The sequence below is a fragment of the Streptomyces sp. NPDC039736 genome, from assembly GCF_055596485.1.
This window is the reverse complement of the sequence record NZ_JBVIUQ010000007.1, coordinates 272,099-294,496: the sequence shown is the minus strand read 5'-3', so window position 1 is coordinate 294,496 and position 22,398 is coordinate 272,099. Positions and strand designations below refer to the sequence as shown.

The 22,398-nt window shown below is 71.7% G+C and carries 21 protein-coding genes and 1 pseudogene; 10 read left to right on the top strand and 12 right to left on the bottom strand.

Translation table 11 applies throughout. The features are described 5' to 3' along the window. Positions 1-37 precede the first annotated feature (37 nt). Entirely contained in the window at positions 38-868 is an 831-nt protein-coding gene (locus ACZ56L_RS23340) for a hypothetical protein (protein ID WP_471066006.1), read from the bottom strand. 344 nt (positions 869-1,212) lie between these two features. Here ACZ56L_RS23340 and ACZ56L_RS23335 point away from each other — a divergent pair, with 344 nt between their 5' ends. After that, entirely contained in the window at positions 1,213-2,226 is a 1,014-nt protein-coding gene (locus ACZ56L_RS23335) for a GNAT family N-acetyltransferase (protein WP_471066004.1), read from the top strand. A gap of 64 nt (positions 2,227-2,290) precedes the next feature. Here ACZ56L_RS23335 and ACZ56L_RS23330 read toward each other — a convergent pair whose 3' ends face one another. The 3 genes from ACZ56L_RS23330 to ACZ56L_RS23320 all read right to left on the bottom strand — a co-directional run bounded on the left by ACZ56L_RS23330 (position 2,291) and on the right by ACZ56L_RS23320 (position 4,483). Then, the gene (locus ACZ56L_RS23330; protein WP_471066002.1) at positions 2,291-3,172 is read right to left on the bottom strand and encodes an alpha/beta fold hydrolase; all 882 of its coding nucleotides are present in this window, start codon (positions 3,170-3,172) and stop codon (positions 2,291-2,293) included. After that, entirely contained in the window at positions 3,169-3,435 is a 267-nt protein-coding gene (locus tag ACZ56L_RS23325; protein ID WP_471066000.1) for a DUF5133 domain-containing protein, read from the bottom strand. Before ACZ56L_RS23325 ends, ACZ56L_RS23330 begins: the two co-directional genes overlap by 4 nt. A 178-nt stretch (positions 3,436-3,613) precedes the next feature. Beyond that, complete coding sequence (locus tag ACZ56L_RS23320) at positions 3,614-4,483, bottom strand: SigB/SigF/SigG family RNA polymerase sigma factor (RefSeq protein WP_471066302.1); 870 nt, start codon at positions 4,481-4,483, stop codon at positions 3,614-3,616. A 338-nt stretch (positions 4,484-4,821) separates the two neighbouring features. Between ACZ56L_RS23320 and ACZ56L_RS23315 the strand changes: the two genes are divergently transcribed. Both ACZ56L_RS23315 and ACZ56L_RS23310 read left to right on the top strand, forming a co-directional pair. Continuing rightward, positions 4,822-5,424: an NAD(P)H-dependent oxidoreductase gene (locus tag ACZ56L_RS23315; protein WP_471065998.1), complete on the top strand. Its 603-nt coding sequence runs from the start codon at positions 4,822-4,824 to the stop codon at positions 5,422-5,424. A 123-nt stretch (positions 5,425-5,547) separates the two neighbouring features. After that, the gene (locus tag ACZ56L_RS23310; RefSeq protein ID WP_471065996.1) at positions 5,548-6,768 is read left to right on the top strand and encodes a PP2C family protein-serine/threonine phosphatase; all 1,221 of its coding nucleotides are present in this window, start codon (positions 5,548-5,550) and stop codon (positions 6,766-6,768) included. Between the two features lie 38 nt (positions 6,769-6,806). Here the strand turns inward: ACZ56L_RS23310 and narI are convergent, their stop codons facing one another. The 3 genes and pseudogenes from narI to ACZ56L_RS23295 form a co-directional block, all read right to left on the bottom strand. Continuing rightward, a complete protein-coding gene (gene narI, locus ACZ56L_RS23305; RefSeq protein ID WP_471066300.1) occupies positions 6,807-7,463 on the bottom strand; it encodes a respiratory nitrate reductase subunit gamma in 657 nt (218 codons plus the stop codon). A 233-nt stretch (positions 7,464-7,696) separates the two neighbouring features. Then, positions 7,697-8,125, bottom strand: a pseudogene (locus tag ACZ56L_RS23300) (transposase); the annotation flags it as partial. A gap of 45 nt (positions 8,126-8,170) precedes the next feature. After that, positions 8,171-9,040 carry a 3-hydroxyacyl-CoA dehydrogenase family protein gene (locus tag ACZ56L_RS23295; RefSeq protein WP_345219676.1) on the bottom strand — a complete coding sequence of 290 codons (870 nt, stop codon included), beginning with the start codon at positions 9,038-9,040 and terminating at the stop codon, positions 8,171-8,173. A 311-nt stretch (positions 9,041-9,351) separates the two neighbouring features. Here ACZ56L_RS23295 and ACZ56L_RS23290 point away from each other — a divergent pair, with 311 nt between their 5' ends. Continuing rightward, entirely contained in the window at positions 9,352-10,563 is a 1,212-nt protein-coding gene (locus ACZ56L_RS23290; RefSeq protein ID WP_345219675.1) for a YhgE/Pip domain-containing protein, read from the top strand. A 79-nt stretch (positions 10,564-10,642) separates the two neighbouring features. Here ACZ56L_RS23290 and ACZ56L_RS23285 read toward each other — a convergent pair whose 3' ends face one another. Beyond that, a complete protein-coding gene (locus ACZ56L_RS23285; protein WP_471065993.1) occupies positions 10,643-11,554 on the bottom strand; it encodes an SMP-30/gluconolactonase/LRE family protein in 912 nt (303 codons plus the stop codon). Positions 11,555-11,619: 65 nt separating this feature from the next. Next, complete coding sequence (locus ACZ56L_RS23280) at positions 11,620-12,501, bottom strand: 3-hydroxyacyl-CoA dehydrogenase NAD-binding domain-containing protein (protein ID WP_468689956.1); 882 nt, start codon at positions 12,499-12,501, stop codon at positions 11,620-11,622. A 292-nt stretch (positions 12,502-12,793) separates the two neighbouring features. Between ACZ56L_RS23280 and ACZ56L_RS23275 the strand changes: the two genes are divergently transcribed. Further along, positions 12,794-13,696 carry a LysR family transcriptional regulator gene (locus ACZ56L_RS23275; RefSeq protein WP_471065991.1) on the top strand — a complete coding sequence of 301 codons (903 nt, stop codon included), beginning with the start codon at positions 12,794-12,796 and terminating at the stop codon, positions 13,694-13,696. A 337-nt stretch (positions 13,697-14,033) separates the two neighbouring features. Here the strand turns inward: ACZ56L_RS23275 and ACZ56L_RS23270 are convergent, their stop codons facing one another. Continuing rightward, positions 14,034-14,813: a S1 family peptidase gene (locus ACZ56L_RS23270; RefSeq protein WP_468689954.1), complete on the bottom strand. Its 780-nt coding sequence runs from the start codon at positions 14,811-14,813 to the stop codon at positions 14,034-14,036. Between the two features lie 259 nt (positions 14,814-15,072). On the opposite strand from ACZ56L_RS23270, the gene ACZ56L_RS23265 reads away from it, so the two are divergent. The 5 genes from ACZ56L_RS23265 (at position 15,073) to ACZ56L_RS23245 (ending at position 19,603) form a co-directional block, all read left to right on the top strand. Continuing rightward, positions 15,073-15,303: a hypothetical protein gene (locus tag ACZ56L_RS23265; protein WP_471065989.1), complete on the top strand. Its 231-nt coding sequence runs from the start codon at positions 15,073-15,075 to the stop codon at positions 15,301-15,303. Between the two features lie 103 nt (positions 15,304-15,406). Beyond that, the gene (locus tag ACZ56L_RS23260; protein WP_380837490.1) at positions 15,407-16,837 is read left to right on the top strand and encodes an amino acid permease; all 1,431 of its coding nucleotides are present in this window, start codon (positions 15,407-15,409) and stop codon (positions 16,835-16,837) included. A gap of 339 nt (positions 16,838-17,176) precedes the next feature. Then, a complete protein-coding gene (locus tag ACZ56L_RS23255) occupies positions 17,177-17,983 on the top strand; it encodes an ABC transporter substrate-binding protein (protein WP_471065987.1) in 807 nt (268 codons plus the stop codon). A 13-nt stretch (positions 17,984-17,996) separates the two neighbouring features. Further along, positions 17,997-18,791, top strand: a complete 795-nt coding sequence (locus tag ACZ56L_RS23250; protein ID WP_471065985.1) for an amino acid ABC transporter permease — start codon at positions 17,997-17,999, stop codon at positions 18,789-18,791. Between the two features lie 5 nt (positions 18,792-18,796). Then, complete coding sequence (locus ACZ56L_RS23245) at positions 18,797-19,603, top strand: amino acid ABC transporter ATP-binding protein (protein ID WP_471065983.1); 807 nt, start codon at positions 18,797-18,799, stop codon at positions 19,601-19,603. Here the strand turns inward: ACZ56L_RS23245 and ACZ56L_RS23240 are convergent. Beyond that, a complete protein-coding gene (locus tag ACZ56L_RS23240) occupies positions 19,578-20,966 on the bottom strand; it encodes an MFS transporter (RefSeq protein ID WP_471065981.1) in 1,389 nt (462 codons plus the stop codon). The genes ACZ56L_RS23245 and ACZ56L_RS23240 overlap by 26 nt on opposite strands. Then, positions 20,963-22,027: a nucleoside hydrolase gene (locus ACZ56L_RS23235; protein WP_471065979.1), complete on the bottom strand. Its 1,065-nt coding sequence runs from the start codon at positions 22,025-22,027 to the stop codon at positions 20,963-20,965. Before ACZ56L_RS23235 ends, ACZ56L_RS23240 begins: the two co-directional genes overlap by 4 nt. Between the last annotated feature and the right edge of the window lie 371 nt (positions 22,028-22,398).

Below are 22,398 nucleotides of genomic sequence, written 5' to 3'. Positions count from 1 at the left end.
GGCCGGCCCCGCCCGGGGCGGCGCGCGTCGCCGCCCCTCAGTCGGCGCGCCGCAGCTCGGGCAGGCCGGCGCACAGGGCGGAGGGGAAGGCGGGCTCGGTGCGGTGCACGTCGGCGCATCCCGCGTTCGTGCCGCGTGCGAAGGGCTCCCAGCCCGTCGCGCCGGCCCGGAAGAACCAGCGGTCGCCGCGGCTCGCTCCGCAGCCCGGCGCCCCGCCCTCGGCGCAGGCGGGGCCCATGCGTGAGGACACGTCGAACACCAGCCACTTCCCGTCGCAGTGCTCCTCGCCACGGGAAGTGTGCTTCGGCACGTCGAGCGCCGCGACCGCCTGGTCGTAGGAAGCGGGGGTGCAGCCGGTGGGCGCCGGGTGGCAGCCCAGGCTGCCGCACAGCCGCAGCTCGGGCAGGTCGGCGCCGTCCGCGGTGAACGTCGTGCCGGTGTCCACGGCCAGTTCGCGGTCGCCGAGGGCGGACGGCAGGCGCACGGTCGCCGTGCCGGTCGCGGTCTTCGAGCAGTCGGCGCGCGGGTCGCCGGTCAGGGCGGAGAAGGTGACCTGCACCCACACGGTGCGTGCCGACACCGAGGTCACGACCGCCTTCAGGTCGCGTGCGCAGGTCCGTCCGCCGCCGGGCACCTGCGCGTCGACGCCGAGCGTCCGGCCGCCGCCGGTGAGCCGGGCCGCGGTCACGCGGAAGGGCGCGAACGTCTGCCAGTGCGGCGTCCCGGCGCCGGCCGGCGCCGTCGCGCCCGGCGGCGTCCGTGCGTCCGTCGGTGCGCGCGGGCCGGCCTGCTGGGTCCCGCACGCGCCGAGCGACAGCACGACGAGTGCGCTCAGCAGCACGCCTGCTGGTCGTCTCCTGGATTCCATGGTTGTTCCGCCCCCTGCGAACGGTCGACTGGGGGCCACCCTAGGGCGTCGCGTACACGTCAGCCCTCACCCCGTTGCCGTTCCCGCCCGCTCCCCCGGCTCCTGGTCCGTAATGGGGTTGCTCCGTGGTCGGGCCGGGCCTACGGTGACGGGCGTTCGGCCGTCCGGCCGGGCAACGGACCACGTGAGAGAAGGGAGGCCGTGATGTTCACCCCGAATCCGGCGCTCCAGATCGTTCCCGCCGTTCCCGCGCACGCCTGCCGGGTCTGCGGGAGTCACCCCGCCTGACCTTTCCGGTCCGCCGATCTGGTGGCGCCTCCCGCTGTCATCGCCGTGGAGGCACAGTGACGTTCCGTACGACCTTCCGTTCCGCCGATTTCCGCTCCGTCGTCTTCCGTTCCGTCGCCGCGGACGATCTCGACGGCTTCCTTCCGCTCCTCGTACCCGATCCGGCCAGTGTCCTGTCCGCCGACGCGTACCGGAGCAAGCTCGCCGACGGCCAGTACCGCCACGCCTGGACCTGGATCGCGGAGGACCCGTCCGACGACGGCGGGCCGCTCGCGGTCGCCGTCTGGTGGGGTCCCCCGTCGCAGGCGCATCCCGGTGCTCTGGACGCGGTGCACGTCGACGGGACGCGCGTGCCGGCCGAACGACGGACCGCGCTCGCGGGCGCGTTGCTCCGTGCGGCGCACCTCGCGTTCAAGGAGGCGGGGGCCGACGAGGCGCCCGCGTTCCACATCTTCCTGCCCGGGGACTTCCGGGAGCGGCCCGAGGTGGTCGAAGCGCTCGCCTGGCGGCGGGCGGCGGCCGGGAGCGCCGGTCTCGTGGGCTTCCTGGAACGGCTCGGTTACGAGTGGACGCCGCAGGCCGGGCTGCGTGCGCCGGCCACCGCGCGGCTGACCTTCGAGGCCGAGCCCGACGACGAGGTCTTCGTGGATCTGTTCCGGCAGGTGCTCCGGGGCACCCTCGACGCCGGTACCCGGGAGCAGGCCGAGCAGCTCGGGGCCGAGGCGCAGGCCCGCCATGACGTGGCCCTCTACCGGGACCAGTTCCTCGGCGAGCGCTCCTGGTGGCGGGTGGCCCGCGACGCGTCGGGCGAGGCCGTCGGGTTCGGCGTCCCCACGCGCAACCACCAGGGGCCGGTGGTCGGTTACCTCGGCGTCCTGCCCGGTCACCGCGGGCGCGGCTACATCGACGAGATCCTCGCCGAGGTCACCGCCGTCCTGGCCGCGCAGCCCGGCACCGCGCAGATCCGCGCCGACACCGACCTCGCGAACCGCCCGATGGCGGCCGCCTTCGAACGCGCCGGGTACCGCAACTTCCGGTGCCGGTTGGTGCTGTCGGAGCACGCTGCCTGAGCCGGTCGCGTCCGGGTGGCGCCCCCGCGTGTGCCGGTCCCTGCACACGGGCGGCCGTGCGAGGTCACAGGTCGTCGGCTCGCTCGGCTTCCTCGGCGAATGTGCGGATCAGCGCGGCGACGGCGTCGGGCGCGCTGTAGTGCGCCGCGTGGGCGGCACCCGGCACGTCGACCGATCGGCCGTCCCGGACCAGCCGGGCCACCCGACGGGCCCAGTCGGCGTGGGCGACGGTGTCACCGACGCCCCTGACGACCAGGGCCGGCACGTCGACGCGGCGCAGGTGCTCCTCGAAGGAGGCGTCAGCGTCGCGTGCGGCGCGGCGGAAGGACTGGAGGAAGCGGGCGGGGCCGGTCGTCAGGTAGTCGGAGGTGGCGAGGGCGAGCAGGGAGAGCGGCTCCCGTGGCGCGTCGGCGAGCAGTCGGCCGAGGTGGTGCCGGGCCGGGACACGCGGTTCCAGCGCGGGCCCGATCAGCACCACCCCCCGCACCCAGGGCGACGGGCGGGCGGCGAGGGCGGCCACGACCTGGCAGCCGACCGAGTTCGCCACCAGCACGGCCGGCCCGGCGCGGTGCTCCTCGTGCCAGTGCGCCAGGGCGTCGCTGAGCTGCCCGATGTCCGGGGCGCGGCGCACGGCCGCCCGCGACCTGCCGTTGCCCGGCAGGTCCGGCACGAGCACGGTGGCGCCGTTCGCGGCCAGTCGCCGGGCCAGCGGTACGAAGTACCGGCCGGACAGGCCGAGGCCGTGCACCAGCACCACGGTCGGAGACCGGGTCCCCAGGGGCGGGCCGAACCGGCGGGTGAAGAGGCCGGTCCGGCTCGGGCCGCGCACCGGCCCGCCGGGCCGGCCGGCGGGCGCGTGCTCGCGCCGGCGCGCCGCACCGGGCGGGGCGGGCGGCTCCGTGCGGGTCGGCAGCCGGTCGCCCGGCGCTCCTGCCGCCGGGTTCACGCCGCCGTCGGGAGGTCCTGGCGGAACGCCTGTGCCCCGGTCCGGGCGGACGGGGCGGCCGGGAACTCGGCGCGGACGAGCATCCGGTCCGCCGCCGCGAGGGCCTCCCGGACCTCCCTGGTGCCCGTCATCACGCACAGGGTGTAGGCGAGGTCCCGGAGCTCCTCCTCCGTGCCGGAGCGGGCGTGCTGCGCGTGGGCGACGTGCGCGTCGGCGAAGCGGGCGAGGAGGGTGCGGAGAGTCCTGGCGTCGGGGATCAGCACGTGCGGTTCCTTGCCGTGAGGGGAGGATCGGATTCCTCGGCGTTCCTTGATGATGCTCGTTTTCCCCGGCCTGCCGGTTGTAATCCTGGCAAATCACTCTCTTGTCATGAAATTGGGTGATAAATGGACGGAGCCCCCGCGTCGCCGGGCGACGCGGGGGCTCCGTCTCGCGCGCCGGTCAGGCGGTGGCGAGCATGCCGGTACGGAGCTGGCCCAGGATGCGGGTGAGGAGGCGGGAGACCTGCATCTGCGAGATGCCGAGCACCTCGCCGATCTGCGCCTGGGTGAATTCCTGGCCGAAGCGCATGGTGAGGATGTGGCGGTCGCGGTCCGAGAGCCGGGCCAGGAGCGGGGCGAGGGTGTGGAGGTCCTCGAAGAGCTCCATGCCCGGGTCCACGTCGCCCATGAGGTCGCCGTAGGACGCGGCCTTGCCCGTCTGCCCGTCGCCCGTGTCCGCGGGCAGGTCCAGCGAGCCGGCGGTGTAGCCGTTCGCCGCGACGAGGCCGTCGACGATCTCGTTCTCCGGCAGGTCCAGCAACTGCGCGAGTTCCGCGACCGTGGGGTCGCGGTCCAGGACGGAGGCGAGCTGCTCCTTCGCCTTCGCCAGCTCGGTACGGAGCTCCTGGAGGCGGCGCGGTACGTGCACGGCCCAGGTGGTGTCGCGGAAGAAGCGCTTGATCTCACCGGTGATGTAGGGGATCGCGAAGGAGGTGAACTCGACCTCGCGGCTCAGGTCGAAGCGGTCGATCGCCTTGATGAGGCCGATGGTGCCGACCTGGATGATGTCCTCCATGTCGCCGGAGCCGCGGTTGCGGAAGCGGCGGGCGGCGAACTTCACCAGGGACAGGTTCATCTCGATGAGCGTGTTGCGGGCGTACGCGTACTCGTGCGTGCCCTCCTCCAGGACGTTCAGCCGGTCCAGGAACAGACGGGTCAGCTCCCGGGCGTTCTTCGGCGCGACCGCCGCCGGGGCCTCGATCCGCGGCAGCGCCGCCGGGGCCCCCGTCCTCGGCAGTGCCGTCTGCCCGTCGACCTGCTTCGTCGTCATGTCCTGCACTGCTGTTGTCATGATCCCCACCTTTTCGCGTCCGTCTGCCCCCGTGCTGTCCGGCCTGATGACGCACCTGCCCTCGAACAGCCGTCGCATGCATCAAGCGATAGGGGGAATCCGGGGGACCCGCACCGGGCGGTCGCTCCCGGCGGGCCGGACGGCCGGTCACCGACGCCGAAAGGACCGCTCGGGGAAGCTGTGCGCCTGCGGTGCCGGGCGCCGGTCAGCCCTGCCCGCGGGGCCGGACCGCCCGGCCGGCGCACCGGCCCGCAGGGAGCCCGGCCCGTGGTGATTGAATGACCGATCCTTGTTCTCTGGAAGAGGAGTTGAGCCGGATGGTGGCACGCGTCGGTGTCTATCTCGCCCACCCGCGTCCCGGCAGCTTCAATCACGCGCTGTTCGACGCCGTCGTCGAGGAGCTGCGTTCCGCGGGCTGCGAGGTGGTGACGCACGACCTGTGCGCGGAAGGCTTCGATCCGGTACTCGGGGCGGGCGAGACGGAGACGGTCGACGCGGTCCCGGTCCCGCCGGACGCCGACGTCGCGTCGCACCAGGCGGAACTGGCGACTCTGGACGCGCTCGTCTTCGTGCATCCCAACTGGTGGGGCATGCCGCCGGCGGTCCTCACCGGCTGGCTCCAGCGGGTGCTGGTCCCGGGGGTCGCCTACAAGCTCGCAACGGCGGACGGAGAGCCGGTCGGCCTGCTGCGGGCGACCCGGGCGCTGGTCCTGAACACCTCGGACACGCCGGAGGCCCGCGAGCGGGAGGAGTTCGGCGACCCGCTGGAGCGGATCTGGTCGGCGTGCGTGCTGCCGTACACGGGGGTCACGGAGGTGCGGCGGGTGGTGTTCCGTACCGTCACCGGCTCGACGGCCGAGGAGCGGGACGCCTGGCTGGAGCGCGTACGCACGGAAGCCCGCCGGCTCGCGAACAGCTAGGCCGGGAGAGCACGGCCCGTCAAGGCGTCAGCGGCCCCGGGGCACAGGGGCGACGGCGCGCGTTCCGGTGGCCCGTCGGCGCGTACGCCGTGTGATCGGCCCCGGCGCTGCGAGACTGCCGCGGTGAACGACGCCGAGGGCAACGACGACAGAGCCGAAGCGGACGACGCGCGAGGGCCGGGCAACCGGCTGACGGACTTCCTCGCCGACCCCGCGCACCTGCCGCTGGACCTGGCGACCTCGGTGCGCCGGTGCGCCCGCGCCCTGGGGCTGTCGGACGTGGTGGTCTTCCTCGCCGACATCCAGCAGCGTCAGCTCACCGCCCTGAACCTGGCCGCCCCCACGCAGGACATCGACAGCTCCGTGGCCGGTGCGAGCTACCGGACCCAGACCCCGCGGGAGGAACCCCGGCGGGACGGGGTGACGTTGTGGCAGCCGCTGATCGACGGCGTGGAGCGTCTCGGGGTGCTCTCCGTGCACGCCCCGGCCGCCGACGGGCCCACCCGGCAGCGCGCCTGTGCCCTGGCGGCCCTCTGCGCCATGATGATCACGTCCAAGCGCGCGTACAAGGACACGTTCGTACGCCGGGCACGCACCCATTCCATGGATCTCGCGGCCGAGCTGCTGCGTGCCTTCCTGCCGCCCCGCACCATCGGCACCCCGTCGGTGACGTCCACCGCGGTCCTGGAACCGGCCTACCGGATCGGCGGCGACGCCTTCGACCACGCCCTGTCCGAGGACACCCTGCACGCGGCGGTGCTGGACGCCACCGGCCACAACCTCGCCTCCGGGCTCACCACCGCGGTCGCGCTGGCGGCCTGCCGCAAGGCCCGGCGCACGGATGCGAGCCTGCTGGATCTGGTGCAGGAGGCGGACGAGGCCCTCATCACGTGGCTGCCCGACCTCTTCTGCACCGGGGTGCTCTGCCGCCTGCACCTGCCGTCGGGAATGCTGAGCTGGGTCAACTGCGGCCATCCGCCCCCCTTGCTCATCCGCGAGGGCCGGCTGGTGGAGGACGCCTTCCGGCGCCGGGCCGACCTTCCCATGGGCACGCCGTCGAAGCTCTCGTCGCGCCCGCGCTCCGTGCACCGGATGCAGCTACGGGCCGGGGACCGGGTCCTGGTCCACACCGACGGCATCACCGAGGCCCGGCAGGCCGACGGCAGGGAGCTGGGCATCGAGCACCTCGCCCACGACGTCGCCGGACCCGGCACGCTCAGCGAGCTCGCCCCGGAGACCCTGCGTCGTCTCATTCACAGCTTCCTCGACGCCACCGGCCCCCAGTTGAACGACGACGCGACCATCCTGATGGTGGAGTGGAAGCCCGCGCAGGCGATGACGTAGGACACGGGCGCGGCCGGGGGCCGCCGTCCGGGGGTGCGTCACCGGGTGCGCTCCCAGCCCCGGCGCTGGGACGGCGCCTCGTGCGGGTCCCGGCCGCGGCAGACGGCGTACGGCCGGAAGAGGTACTTCACCGGAGCGCTGAACACGTGCACCAGGCGGGAGTACGGGACGAGGGCGAAGAGGGTGAAGCCGAACAGGACGTGGAGCTTGAAGGCGAGCGGCGCGCCCGCCATCAGCGCGTAGTCGGGCGCGAGGGTGAACAGGGAGCGGAACCACGGGGAGGTGCCCTCGCGGTAGTCGTATCCGTTCGTCGTCCCGGTCGAGTTGAGGACCGTGGCGAGCAGGCCGAGGACGATCGCACCGAGCAGGGAGGCGTACATCAGGCGGTCGCTGCGCAGGGTGGCCCGGCGTACGGCCGGGACCGTGAGGCGGCGGTGCACGAGCAGGCCGATGCCGATCGCCGCCGCCGCGCCCGCCACCGCCCCGGTGGTGACCGCGATCAGGTGGTACGTGTGGTCGCTGACGCCGATCGCGTCGGTCCAGCTCCGCGGGATCAGCAGGCCGACGACGTGGCCGAGTACGACGAAGAGCATCCCGAAGTGGAAGAGCGGGGGGCCGATCCGCAGCAGTCTCGACTCGTGGAGCTGGGAGGAGTGCGAGGTCCAGCCGAACTGGTCGTGGCGGGCGCGCCACACGCCTGACAACGGCGCAACTCAACATCCGTGCCCGGCCCTGGATATGGGGCAGACCAGCACCAGCAACCCGCCAGCTCCGCCGCCGATATGTGTACTGCATTTGAGGAACGCAGCATCAGCAGTGCTTCGTTAGGCGGTGTCGCAGGGCTACCAGGTGGGTTGTCGGCAGGTGGGGCAAGTGCCGGTCCAGGTGGCGATGAGGTGCTGAAGAAGGTCCAGGGACTGGTAGAGGGTCAGGCCCTGGCAGGGGCTCTTGGGCAGGTCCGCTGTTCGGTCAGGAACAGGTCGGCGGCGGTGACGTGGCGGTGCCGGCCGGTGAACGAGCGGCCCTCGAAATGGTCGAGGCCCAGAGCGGTCTTCAGTTCCCGGTAGTCGTGCTCGATCCGCCAACGCGCCTTCGCGAGGCGGACGAGGTCCATGGCGGGAAGGTCGGCAGGCAGGTTCGACATCCCGTACTCCACCGGTTCGTCCTCGCCCTCGGGCCACTGGGCGATCAGCCAGACCAACGGAATCGTCCCATCGTCATAGGGCTTGGGCCGGCGCCCGGCGAGCCTCACCCGCAGGAACACGAAGTGCGAACTCATTTCCGCCTTCGAGCCCTTGCGCCAGGTCATGGCCCGGCCACCGCTGCGGCCCCCGGCCAGCACGTGCTCGCGCAGGGCGGCCGCGTACATCGCTCGGGCTCATGGGCCGGCCCCCTGGCGGCGTCAGCTCGGAGTGTCGTACGTGTAGAAGCCCTGACCGGACTTCACGCCCAGGTGCCCGGCGTCCACGTACCGCTGCAGCAGCTCGCGGGGGCCGGCGGGCAGATAGGGGCGTTCCGCCGCGTAGTGGTTCTCGATGTCCAGGACGACGTCCAGGCCGACATGGTCCATCATCCGGAAGGGGCCGGTCGCGAGCCCCGTGTTGAGCTTCCACATCGCGTCCACGTCCTCGGGTGTGGACACCCCTTCGGCCACGACCTCCAGCGCCTCGCGCTTGATGGCGGCCCAGACGCGATTGAAGATGAAGCCCGTGGACTCCTTGCGTGCTACGAATGGGAAGATTCCGAACAGCGGCAGTTCGCGCTTGAGCAGGTCGAAGATTCCCGGGTCCGTGTGCCCGTCGGACATGAGGTCGACCGCGTCCTGCTGTGGCGGCATGTAGAAGTGCACGTTCAGTACGCGCTCGGGGTGTTCGACCCGGTCGATGAACTCACTGGTCGCGTACGACGAGGAGTTGCTGGCCAGGATCGTGTCAGGGCGGGACGCCCGGTCCAGTTCTCCGAAGACTTCCTTCTTGAGGTCGAGCCGCTCCGGTACGGCCTCTACCACCAGCCAGGCGTCCAGCAACGCCTCGGCCATGTCGTCGGTGACCGTGACCCGCCCCGGTTTTCCGCCGTCGATCCCTGCCGCGACCTCGCGGACGTGCTCCTCCACGTAGGCCCGCGCCGCGTCGCCCGCCTGCGGCGACTTGTCGTAGATCCGCACAAGGCCGCCGCGGGTGGCGAACATCAAGGCGATCCGCCGTCCGAGCGTGCCTGCGCCGATGACGGCGACCGGACGGTTCTGGATGTCCGTGGGCAGGGTGAAGGCCATGACTGCTCCCGTGCTTTCTCGGGTGGTGGGCCGGAGGGGGTGCCCTCCCGCGGGCCGGCTCGCCCCTCTCCCCCATCTGATCCCTCACCTTCCGACGGCGTCCGGCACCGCACGACCCGGGTGACCCGTTCGGGCGAGTACGCACAGCAGCCGGGTGCGCCACGCCTGGCCCTGCCCCGGCCGCGCCTACGCTCCCCAGTGCCCCGGGCGAGCCAGTTGCCCCCGATATCCCGCGGAGCCCCATGCCTTCCCACCTCACGCGATCCTCCAGGTCCACGGCGAACGCCGGATCCCTGTTGCGCCGCGGAAAAATGTGGCTCGCGCCCGCCGTGCTCGGCGGGCTGGTCGCCCTGCTTCTCTCCCTGCTCTACATGGGAGGAATCCTCACACCGGACAGCAGCCTGCACCGGTTGCCGATCGCCCTCGTGAACCAGGACTCCGGCGAGCCGCTGCCCGAAGCACGGCAGAACCTGGGCGCGCAGGCCACCGAGCGGATCGCCTCCTCCACCGCGCCGGAGAGCGTGCAGTGGCGGCGCCTGGGCATGGCAGCCGCGAAGGACCAGCTGGCCTCCGGGAAGGTCTACGGTGCCCTGGTCGTTCCCGCCGACTTCACCGCTGCCGTCCGGTCGCTGGGAGGGGACCGCCCCAGTCGGCCGACACTGACCGTACTCACGAACCCGGCAATGGGCAGCCTCGGTTCGTCGATGGCCGCGAAGATCTCCGAGCGGGCGGCGCACAGCGCGTCAGCGGGCATCGGCAAGCAGCTCATGGCCTCGCCCCGGCTCGCGGGCACGGACTCCGCGGCCCGCCTGCTGTTCGCCGACCCCGTCGCCGTGCAGACGAAGCCGGGGCTCGCCATGGGCGGGCACAGCGGTCTGGGGCTGAGCGCCTTCTACTACGTGCTGCTGCTCGTACTCGCGGGGTTCCTGGGCGGCAACATCATCCACAACTCCGTCGACACCGCGCTCGGTTACGCCGACGTGGAGATCGGCCCCTGGCACCGGCGCCACCCCACGGTTCCGATCAGCCGCACGCAGACCCTGCTGCTCAAGATGGCCATGACGGCGGGGGTGTCCGTACTGACCACCGCGCTGGTGATGGTGGCGTGCCTCGCTCTCCTGGGCATGGACGCCGCCCACCTGCCCCTGTTGGCACTGTTCTCGTACTGCTCCTGCCTGAGCGTGGGACTCGGCGTGCAGGCCATCAACGCGGCGTTCGGGAACATCGGACAGATCGTGTCGATGTTCTTCTTCATCGCCCTGGCTCTGCCTTCCTCCGGCGCCACCATCCCGCTGGAGGCCGTGCCCGGTTTCTACCGCTTCCTGGGGACCTTCGAACCGATGCACCAACTCGTCGCCGGAATCCGGGCGATCCTGTACTTCGACGCGCGCGCGGATGCCGGACTGGCCCGTGGCTGGACCATGATCGGGGTCGGTGTCGCGGTGACCCTCGCCTTCGGTTTCCTCATGACGCGGTACTACGACCGCAAAGGGCTGCACCGCATGGTGCCTCAGCCCGGGTGACACGGCTGCGATCCGCGTCGCGGAACTCCTCCCGCCCGGCATCCCGCCGGGTGGTGGCGGCTCCCATCGGCCACAGGACCTAGTTCCGCAGCAGGCACAGCCCGGTCAGCGGATACGGCAGCACGACGATCTCGCGCGGTTCCTGCCCGGCGGCGGGGCCCCCGGGCAGGGGGACGGCGCGGATGTGGCCGTGCAGGTCGGAGACGTAGGCAATGCCCGCCTCGCCGTCGACGGCGAGGCCGATCGCCTCCTCGAAGCCGTCGGTCAGGATCTCGGGGGCCTGCCCGGCCTCGCCGGGCGGCGGCACGGGCGCACGGTTGAGCGTGTTGCCGGCGGGCTCGGCACCGCGGTCGGTCCAGTACAGCCAGTCGCCGTCGAGGTGCAGGTCGATCGGCTCGGGCAAACCGCTCCAGAGCACCTCGACATCGGTACGGTTCTCAGCGCTCTGGCCCGGCGGGATCTCCAGGCCCGCTCGGAAGATCCGGCCCTTGCCGCCCTTGGCCGGTCCTTTCTGCGTCCAGTACAGGTATCCGCGAACGGGATCCACCGCCACGCCGACGCACTCCCCCATGATCTTGTCCTCGGCCGGGTTCACCACCAGGTCGGTCAGGCCACTGCCGTCCACCCGGGCCCTGCTGACCCGGTGGCCCTCGCGGTCGCTCCAGTACAGCGTGCCGGCGCCGTCGGACGTCAACTGCTTGCCGGTCGTCATCGCTCCGCTCGGAACCACGTCGCGCCTGGGCCCGCCGTCGAGGCTCCATCCGTGAACGCCGCCGTTGCGCGCGGAGAAGTCGTAGCCGGCCTCACCCGGAGTGTCAGGGTCGATCACGGGGGCGCCCATGGTGGTCCAGTAGGCGGTACGGGAATCCACGACGATGCCGTCGGGTCCGTCCCCGGCATCGTCGAGCAGGGTCTGCACCTGACCGTCCGGAATGCTCACCCGCAGCACTTTCGCGGGCATGAACTGCAGCGCGAGCAGCTCTGTGGCCATGGCAGTTGTCCTCCTTCTCGGTATGTCTCGCTCTGTCCCGGCTTCACCCCGGTCGGGGCCGGCGGTCACTGTCGCGGGCCGTCCGCGGACATGGCCTCCGGCCAGCCCAGCGGCTGGAGAACGGCGCGGGTACGTACGTCGCGCAGTTCGACGAGCCGCTCGTAGGCCGCCTCACCTGTGCCGTAGGCGTCTTCGACCGCAGTGAGGACCGCATCCAACCGGGCCGGGTCCGGGCTGCCGGTCTCGAAGGTCAGCTGCGAGCCGACGTGCTCCACCAGATGGCGCATGCCTGCGGGGCCGCCACCGAGAGTGCCGCTCTGGAACGGCCCCGTCACGGCCCAGCGCAGTCCGAGCGAGGCCCGGACCAGGTCGTCGAGGTCCTGCACGTCGATCACCCCCTGCTGCACCAGATAGGTGGCCTGGTCGTTGAAGACCTTCTGGAGGCGGTTGCCGACGAAGCCGGGGATCTCCTTCTTCAGCCGGATGGGCAGTTTGCCGAGGTCGCGGTAGACCTCGACGGCCCGGTCGACGGTCCGTGCCGTGGTTTCGGGTCCTGGCACCACCTCGACCAGCGGCATCAGCTCCGGCGGGTTGAACGGGTGGCCGATCACGATCCGGCCGGCCGCGGGGTTGCCCTTGGCGATCACCGAGGGCAGCAGGGACGAGGAGGACGAGGCCAGCACCACGTCGTCGCGGGTGTGCGCGGCGAGCGTGGCGAACATCTCCTCCTTGATCTCGACCCGTTCCGGCCCGGCCTCCTGCACGAAGTCCGCACCGGACACCGCGGCGGCCAGGTCCTCACTCGCTGCCACCGGCAGCCCCGCCAGCTCACGTTCCACCAGCTCGTGCAGGTCGGGGCGCGGGTCGCTGACACGTACCTCCCAACCGCCCTCGCTGAACAAACGCGCCCAGGAGACACCGATGACGCCGGCACCAACGATTGTCACGACTGCCACAAGAACCACTCCAGACGGATGCCAGGGAAACCTGCTCGGGTCGGCTCGCCCGCAGACCCTGTCTTCAGGAGAAGGGGCTGGAGGACGGGCGGCAATGTGACCGAGCTGCAAGGGAAAGATCTGGATCCGCATCGGTTGACCGGTACGACATGGGACCCGTACGACGGCGGATCGGGTGCGGCAGCAGCGCCTCCAGGACCCAGAACTTCCAAGGCCCAGTCGACACCCGACAGAGCAGGTCTGTCCAATATATGATGAGGTAATGGACCATATGGTAAATGATATGAACCTGTCGCGACGGCTATTGGAACAATTCCTGACGGTGGCGCAGGAGAAGCACTTCGGCCGGGCAGCCGAGCGGCTCGGCATGAGCCAGCCACCGTTGAGCCAATCGGTCCAGCGCCTGGAGCGGACAGTGGGCGCGCAACTGTTTGACCGCGGCCCGGGAGGCGCGCGCCTCACCGCGGCCGGAAAGGTGTTCGCCACCGATGCGCAGCGGCTCCTCGATCTGCAGATCGCCGCGGTTGCCCGGGCCCGGCGGGTCGCCGCCGGGATGGAAGGCGGCGTCCGGGTCGGGTACGTGAGCCTCTTGAGCCACCTCTACCTCCCCACGATGCTGCGGGAGGCAGCGGAACGACTCCCGGGCCTCCGCGTACACCTCCAGCACAGCTCATCGGCGGGTGTCGTCGACCAGGTGCGGGACGGGGTGCTCGACCTCGGATTTCTGCGGGACCCGGGGCGGCTCTCCGACGATCTCGTCAGCCGGATCATCGTCACCGAGCGGATCGCTGCCGCGGTGCCACGCGACCACCGGCTGGCCGGGGCCCGCGGGATCGAACTCGCTCAACTGGCCGACGAGGACTTCGTCCTGCCCGACCCGACGGCGCTGCCCACCCTCGCCGGGCAACTCCAACTCGCCTGCCAGCAGGCGGGATTCAGCCCACGGGGAGTAGCGGTCGCGGACGACCTCAGCGGCTTGTTCAGCTACGTGTCCGCAGGGCTGTGCGTGAGCCTCGCTCCCGGGAGTCTGCGGCACCTTACCGATCCCGGCGTGACACTGGTCCCGCTCCGAGGGCAGGTGAGCCACCTGGACACCAGCGTCTACGCCGTCCACCGCCCTGACGCCGACGCCGCGGTGATCCGCCTGCTGGAAATGACCACCCACCTGCAACCACCGGGCCTCTGACCCGCCCACCGTGTCGTCGTCGGGCCCCGTTACCGAGTTTCTCCTTCAGGTCGGCGAGGAGTGCGACTGGTTCCGGTGGGGCGCAGAGGCAACGAGTCGCCGGATGTCACGTTCCCGGCCAGAGTCCACGGAGGCACCGGAGACTGGCCCAGGCGTGGATGAGGTGAGTCCCGGGGTGGTGTCGGACAATATCCGTGAGCGTGCCGGCAAGTTCGGCAACACACGCCGGGCCGTGGCCGACACGCCCGGCGGCGGACGCCGAGCCGTACTGGACACGCTCGGCTCGCGGTGGACGACAGCGAAGAAAGCGGCGCGGCGAGTAGGGGCGGGCAGGTGTTCAGGAGGTGGGTATGCCCAGGTTTGCCGTGATGGCGGTGGACCGGGTGAAGATGCTGAACGGATAGGTGTCGTCGCAGTAGTGGTTGCCCGACGAGGTGAGGCCGACCAGCTTGCCACCCGCGATCAGCGGACCGCCCGAATCGCCGGCGCAGATGCTGTTCTTGGTACCGGGGAGAGGGGTCCCGCAGAGCTTGTTGGCCGCGGTCTCCCAGGGCTCGGTGAACGGAGCGCACTTCGCGAGCGGCTCCAGTACCAGCCCCGCCGACTTCAGCCGCACACCCCTCGTACCGGTCTCGGTGAGGCCCCAGCCCAGCGCGGTCACCCGGGTACCGGACTTGAACAGTGCCGCGTCCTTCGGGCCCGCCACCGGCAGCGTCTTGTACGGCATGGGCTTCGCAAGGGTGACCACGGCTGCGTCTTGGTTGTAGGTGCCGTCGTCGTACTTCGGGTGGATCTTGATCGTCGCGACCTTCGCGACCGTACCCTTGCTGGTCCGCAGGTCGGTCCGCCCGCCGACGACCCGCAGTGCGCCGGGCTTCAGATTCTCGTCGACACAGTGCGCGGCGGTGAGCACCTTGGCCGGGGCGATGAGGGTTCCGCCGCAGAAGTGCTCTCCCGCCACGGTCTGGAGCGACACCACGTAGGGGTGATCCACGACGGTCGTACCTTTGCCTCCGTGAATGGCGGCCGCTGGAGCGATCCCGGCCGCGGTTCCGAGCGCGGCGAGAAGCCCGGTGGTGAGGACGGCGGTGGTGGAACGCTTGCTGAGCTTGAACACGAGGGCTCCCGGTGTGGTGCGTGAGACGGCACGGGTGGCGCATGTGCCGTACGGGCGTTGCGGTACGGCGGTGCACATGTCATGAGGGGCGGGAAGGGGTGTGCGGTTCCGTCACGCCACCACAAGAATGATCACTTCTCGCATACCGGGAGGGGCCGGGTGGAGAAACGCCTGGCGACGCTGCATCGTGGAGCGGTAGCCGGCAGCTGTCCACTGCCGCCGGTCGCGATGCGCGGGCTCGCACTTCGCGTTCCTGCGGGTGAGGCCCGCCGGGCGCCGCAACCGCGGCTACCGGTACGGCTCGGTCGCGTACCACGCCGCGGCGGCGGTCTGCGCGGCGCTGTCGCTCCCGGTGTCGGCGGCGCTCTTCGCCTGCTTCCTGCTGCGGGCGGCGGTGCTGCCGGGCCGGGGGCCGCGGGTACGGACGGTGGGCCTGGTCGAACCCGGCTGCTCGGCGGCTCTGGCCGCCCTGCTGCTGGTCTTCGCCTGAAGCCCGGAGGGACACCTGTCCGAATATCGGACACTCGCTTCGTTCCGGGCGTGATCGCTCCATACTGTGAGCCACTCGTCTCACATACCGAACAGGCACGACCATGAACCGGACAACCTCGGCGGGCACGGCCCTGGCCGATCCCCCCGCCCAGCACGGCCCCGTCGAGAGCGACCCGCCGAGCGGGCTCTCCCACGGCCTCAAGCAGCGGCACCTTTCGATGATCGCCCTCGGCGGGGTCATCGGGGCCGGTCTCTTCGTGGGGTCGGGCGCGGGCATCGCGGCAGCGGGTCCCGCGGTGGTGCTGCTGTTCGCGGTGGCGGGCGCGGTCGTCATGCTCCTGATGCGGATGCTGGGCGAGATGTCCGCCGCGCGCCCCTCCACCGGTTCGTTCTCGGTGCACGCGGAGCGGGAGTTCGGCGCCTGGGCCGGGGCCACCTCGGGATGGACGTACTGGACCATGCTGTGCTGCGGGGTGGCGGCGGAGGCGGTCGCGGCCGGGGAGATCATGCACGGCTGGGTGCCGTTCCTGCCCGCCTACGGGTGGGTCGCCGTCTTCATGGTCTTCTTCTGCCTCAGCAACCTCGCCGCGGTGCGCAACTTCGGCGAGTTCGAGTTCTGCTTCTCGGCCCTGAAGGTCGCCGCGATCTGCGCGTTCCTGGTGCTCGGCGTGCTCGGCGTCTGCGGAGTGTTCGGCGAGGCCCCCGGCGCCTCGAACCTCACCGGCGCGGGCGGCTTCTTCCCGACCGGCACGACCGGGCTGATCGCCGGACTGCTCACCGCCGTCTTCGCGTACGGCGGTCTGGAGACCGTCACCATCGCCGCCGCCGAGTCCGACGACCCGCGCGCCAACGTGGCCCGCGCCGTGCGCACGGCCGTCTGGCGCATCGCCCTGTTCTACGTCGGCTCCATGGCCCTGGTCGTCGCCCTCGTGCCGTGGAACGACCCGCGGGTGGCCGCCGACGGCCCGTACGTCACCGTCCTGGACCGCCTCGGCATCCCCGCCGCCGGCACCGTCATGCAGGCCGTCATCCTCGTCGCGCTGCTGTCCGCGATGAACGCCAACATCTACGGCTCCTCGCGCATGGCGTACTCGCTGGTCTCGCGCGGCCTCGGCCCGCGCTTCCTCGGCGGTGTGCGCGGCGGCGTCCCGATGGCCGCGGTCGTCGCCTCCTGCGGCTTCGGCTTCTTCGCCGTGTTCGCCGGGATCTGGTGGCCGGACACGGTCTTCACCTGGCTGATGAACACCACCGGCGTCGCCATCCTGGTCGGCTGGGTCTTCATCTGCGTCACCCAGTTGCGGATGCGGCGCAGGCTGGAGCGGGAGTCGCCCGAGCTGCTCACCATCCGGATGTGGGGCTTCCCGTACCTGACGTGGGCCGCGCTGCTGGCGATCGCCGGGGTGTTCGTGGCGATGGCCACGACGCCCGGCGGACGCGACCAGTTGTACGTCTCCGCGGTGATGGTGGCGGCGCTCGCCCTGGCGGGCTGGGCGAAGCAGCGCAGGGACGCGGCACGACGGACGGCGGCCTGATCCGGCGGAGCCTCAGCAGCCGGGGCCGAGGGGTGGAACTGCCTCCCCCTCGGCCCCGGCTGCGTTGTTCCCGGGACCGCCTCGGGCCGGGCCGTACGGCGGTCCCGGGCTCCGTGGGCCCCGGCCGTGTCGCTCCCGGGTTTCCACGGTCCGGGCGGCGGCGGTTGCGGACCCAGTCGGCCCCGGCCGTGGCGGACAGCCGGAGACAGCCGTCCGCGCTGGAGACATCCGGCACCGGGGGTGGCAAGATCGGCGCATCGCACGCGCACCACGACCGCACCACGATTCCGTGCGGCCCGCCCCCGGGGCGTCGGCCGCACCTCTTCGTATGGAGGCGCCTTGTCCGTTCGCACCGTGCTGTCCCGCGTCACCGCCATCACCGCCGTCACCGCCCTCGCCCTCGTGGCGACCGGCTGCACCAGCACGAAGACCTCCGGCTCGGACGGGTCCGGGATCTCCCTCGTGGCCGAGGGCAAGCTCACCACCTGCACGCACCTGCCGTACGAGCCCTTCCAATTCCGCAAGGACAACAAGGTCGTGGGCTTCGACGTCGACATCGTCGACCTGGTCGCCAAGCAGCTCAAGGTCACCCAGGAGATCGTCGACACGCCCTTCGAGGGCATCCAGACCGGCGAGGACCTGAACGCGGGCAAGTGCGACCTCGCGGCCGCGGGGATGACCATCACGCCGGTGCGCGAGCAGAACCTGGACTTCTCCGCGCCGTACTTCGACGCCACCCAGGCCCTGATCGCCAAGAAGGGCTCCCCGTACACCTCCCTCGCGGGCCTGAAGGGCAGGAAGCTGGGGGTCCAGCAGGGCACGACGGGTGAGACGTACGCGAAGAAGAACGGCGCGGGCGTCGAGACCGTGCAGTTCGAGGACGTGGCGCTGCTGCTCACCGCCGTGAAGACGGGGCAGGTGGACGCCGCCGTCAACGACAACGGTGTCCTCTTCGAGTACGTACGCAAGAACCCCGAGCTGGCGGTCACCGCCGAGTTCGACACGGGCGAGAAATACGGGATCGCCGTCAGGACCGGGAACACGGCCCTGCGCGAGGAGATCGACAAGGCCGTGAAGGCGGCGCGGGCGGACGGGCGTTACGAGGCGATCTACACGAAGTGGTTCCCCGCCGCCCCCAAGAGTTGAGGACCCCCAGCCGATGGCCAAGTCCAGACTGTCCCGACGGCAACGGGCCCGGGCGGTGCGGGGCGTGCAGTACGCCGTCCTGCTCGGCGTGGTGCTCGTGGTCGCGCTCGCCGCCGACTGGGGCGAGATCCGGCGTGCCTTCTTCGACGTCGAGGTCGCCAGGTCCCAGTTCCCCGACATCATCACCACCGCGCTGGTCAACACCGTTCTCTACACCCTGCTGGGCTTCGGCTTCGGGCTGGGCCTCGGGCTGCTGCTCGCGCTGATGCGGCTGTCGACGGTGCCGCCGTACCGCTGGCTGGCCGTCGCGTACATCGAGTTCTTCCGCGGGGTGCCCGCACTCCTGGTGTTCATCGCGCTGGGCTTCGGCGTCCCGCTGGCCTTCCAGGTGTCCCTCAACCAGTACGTGACGGTCATGCTGGCGCTCGGCCTGGTCGGCGCCGCGTACATGGCGGAGACGATCCGGGCGGGCATCCTGGCGGTGCCCAGGGGGCAGACGGAGGCGGCGCGTTCGCTCGGGATGTCGCAGGGCAGGGCGATGGTCTCCATCGTCGTCCCGCAGGCGCTGCGCATCGTACTGCCGCCGCTCACCAACGAACTGATCCTGCTGACCAAGGACTCGTCGCTGGTCTATCTGCTGGGGCTCTCGCTGTCCCAGTACGAACTGGCGAAGTTCGGCAGGGACGCGCTGAACCAGAACCGCAGCCTGACCCCGATCCTGATCGCCGGCCTCTGCTACCTGGTGATCACCCTGCCGCTGGGCCATCTCGTCCGGCGGCTCGAAGCACGTACGTCAAGGGCGAGGTGAGCGAGATGGAGAACTCTCCGGACGCACGGAGGGCGCCCGACGCGCCCGCCATCGAAGTGCGCGGCCTGCACAAGTCGTTCGGCGCGCTGGAGGTGCTCTCGGGCATCGACCTGAGCGTGGCGTACGGCGAGGTGGTGTGCGTCATCGGCCCCTCGGGTTCCGGGAAGTCGACCCTGCTGCGCTGTGTGAACCTGCTGGAGGCGCCCACCTCGGGCACGGTCCGGGTGGCGGGCGACGAGGTCACCGACCCGGACGTGGACATCGACCGGGTGCGCCGCGGCATCGGCATGGTCTTCCAGTCCTTCAACCTCTTCCCGCACCTGACCGCCCTGGAGAACCTGACGCTCCCGCAGCGCCGGGTGCTGGGACGGGACAAGGCGGAGGCGGCCCGGATCGGCCGCGAGCGGCTGGCCCGGGTCGGCCTCACGGACAAGGAGGCCGTCTACCCGGCGAAGCTCTCCGGCGGCCAGCAGCAGCGCGTGGCCATCGCCCGCGCGCTGGCGATGGACCCGCGGCTGATGCTCTTCGACGAACCGACGTCGGCGCTCGACCCGGAACTGGTCGGCGACGTGCTGGCGGTGATGCGTTCGCTGGCCGACGAGGGGATGACGATGCTCGTGGTCACGCACGAGATGGGCTTCGCCAGGGAGGTCGCGGACCGGGTGGTCTTCATGGACGGCGGGGTCGTCGTCGAGCAGGGCCCCCCGGACCGGGTGATCGGCTCGCCGGCGCACGCCCGCACCCGTTCCTTCCTCGCCCGCCTGCTGGACCCGGAGGCGAGGGGCGTCAGGAGCGGTCCGCCGGCTGCTTGATCAGCAGGGAGGCGAGCAGGGCGAGCAGCGAGACGCCGACCGCCAGGCCGAGTGCGGTCCGGTAGCCGCCGAGCGTGCCGGTGGCGGCCACCGGGCCCACGAGGGCGATGCCGACCGAGGCGCCGATGCCGAAGCAGGCCCCGTTCAGCCCGGGCAGCGCGCCGGGGCTCTCCTTCGGGGAGAGCACGACCCCGAGGCCGTTCAGCATGGTGAGCGTGAGTCCGTTGTAGAAGACGCCGAGCGCGCAGCAGGCGGCCAGCACCACCCAGCGGTCCCCGGCGAAGACCGCGGCGACGGCGAGGGTGAGCGCCGACGCGAGCAGACCGGCGCGCAGCATCGGCAGCCACCCCTTGCGGGGTGCCAGCCAGCCCGCGACCGGGGCCGCGAGCAGTCCGATCGCCGCGGGCGGAGTCAGGAACAGCAGGGCGGCGAGCGTCGCCGACATGCCGAATCCGGCACGGTCGTCCTGGCTCAGCAGGACGACCGTGAAGTTCATGGCGGCGAAGACACTGACGAGGGTCAGCAGCGTCGTCGTCATCAGGGGCCACACCTGGCGCGAGCGCAGGGCCTCCACCGCGATGAGCGGGGTGCTGCCGTGCTTCTCGATCTGCCAGAAGGCGACGAAGAGGGCGGCGCCCGCGACCAGCAGCACCGGCGGCCACGGGGAGCCCCAGCCGTGCGCACCGCCCTGGCTGATCGCCTGGTTGACGCAGACGATCGCGGCGGACAGCGAGGCGGCCCCCCACCAGTCCATCCGTCCGGTGTGCGCGGCCGGTGCGGTGCCGGGCACGGCGCGTGCCACGCAGACCAGGGCGAGCAGGCCCACGACGAGGATCACGCCGAAGATCCAGCGGAACCCGAGCCGGTCGGCGACGAACCCGCCGAGGAAGCCGTCGACTCCGCCCACGCCTCCGTTGATGGCGGTGATGACGCCGAGCGCGGTGCCGAACTGCTTCGGCGTCATCGTGTCGCGGACCAGGAGGTACGTCAGTTGGAAGGTGGCCCCCGCGGCTCCCTGGAGCACCCGCCCGGCGATGAGGAGCCCCGCGTTCGGAGCGAGCATCGCCAGCACGGTGCCGGCGCACATCACGAGGAGGGAGGCGAGCAGTACCGTACGGCGGCCGAGGTGGTCGCTGAGCCGGGACAGCACGACGCCCGCGACGCCGCCGACGAGGAAGAAGAGGTTCTGCGAGAGGGAGACCGTACTCAGCGGGGCGTCGAGCGCGCGGGCGATCTCCGGCAGCGCGGGCGTCACCATCGAGGCGTTGAGCTGGAAGGCGACGACGCCGGTGATCAGGGCCGGCAGCAGGAAGCGGTGGGTCCGGGGGGCGGTGCCGGTGGCGTGGGGCGCGGTCGGGTTCACGCGGCGGTACCGCCGTTCGTACGAGTCGTACGAGTCGTACGGGTGCTCGTGGCAGGGCTTGCGGAGTTGTTCGCGGTGTCGCTCGCGGTGTCGGCCGCCGGGGTGCTCGTGCGCAGGCGCTCGACCAGTTGTCCGGGGAAGCGGCCGTCGGTCTCCAGGACCACCCGGGCGTTGGCGTCGGCCCGTTCGGGATACGACAGGTAGAGGGCACGGGTGTCGGCGACGAGCGCCCCGCGTGCCGGGCCGTCACCGGTCTCGACGTCCACGTGCAGCCTCGGGGCCAGCCGCGGAACGACGTGACCGGCGGCTATCGCGGCGGCCAGCGGGTCGTGACACGCCGACCCCCGGAAGGGCAGCGCGACCTCCTCGTGGAAGTCGAAGTAGACGTCGAGCGCGCGGGCGGCGAAGACGCAGGCCGGGGAGCCGTGGGCGAGCAGGTCCCGCTGGGTGGCGGTGGTGAGGTTCTCCCGCATGGTCACGTCGAGCGGAACGATCGTCAGGTCCCAGTCGGCGGCCAGGACCAGCGCGGCGGCTTCCGGGTCGTTGCCGATGTTCGCCTCGGCGAGCGGGGTGATGTTGCCGGGGTGGTGCACGGCGCCGCCCATCACGGTGAGGTGACGGACCAGTTCGGGCAGCCGGGGCTCCCGGCGCAGGGCGAGGGCGAGGTTGGTGAGCGGTGCCGTGGCGAGCAGGGAGAGCGCTCCGTCCGCCTGCCGGGCCGTCTCGATGATCAGGTCGACGGCGTCCGTGTCGGCCACCGGGGCGGTGGGGGCGGGCAGTTGCACGTTGCCGATGCCGTTGTCGCCGTGCACGTGGGTGGCGTAGTGGGGCAGCGAGCCGTTGAGGGTCCGGTCGGCTCCGGCGGCCACCGGGATGTCCGTACGTCCCACGAGTTCGAGGACCTGCAGGGTGTTGACCGCGGCCTGCCGGGCGGCGGTGTTGCCGCCGACGGTGGTGACCGCGCGGAGGTCGACGTCCGGGGAGAGCGCCAGGTAGAGCAGGGCGAGGGCGTCGTCGACGCCGGTGTCGCAGTCCATCAGCAGGGGCTGGGGGGTCGTCATGTCACTTCGTCCTTGAGGTGATCGATCGGTTGGGTACGGGGGGCTGCCGCCGGCCGGGCAGGGGGATCGTGTGGGGGCGGGGTGGGTGAGTGCGGGGCGACGGGGCGGCGGCCGGGGTGAGGGTGGTGCGCTCAGGGTGGGGAGAGCGTGGGTATGGAGTGGCGGGGCCCCGGCCGGGATCAGGGCGGAGGGGAGGTGGGTGCGTTCAGGGCGGGGGCCCCGACAAGCCTGGGGGGCAGGGAAGTGGGTGCGGGGGGAACGGGACCGTGGCCGGGGGGCGAGGCGCGGGGAGCGTGGATGCGCTCAGCGCGACAGGGCCCGGAGCCGGCTCACCGCGCAGCGAGCGTGGATACGCCGGGGGCGGGGCCCCG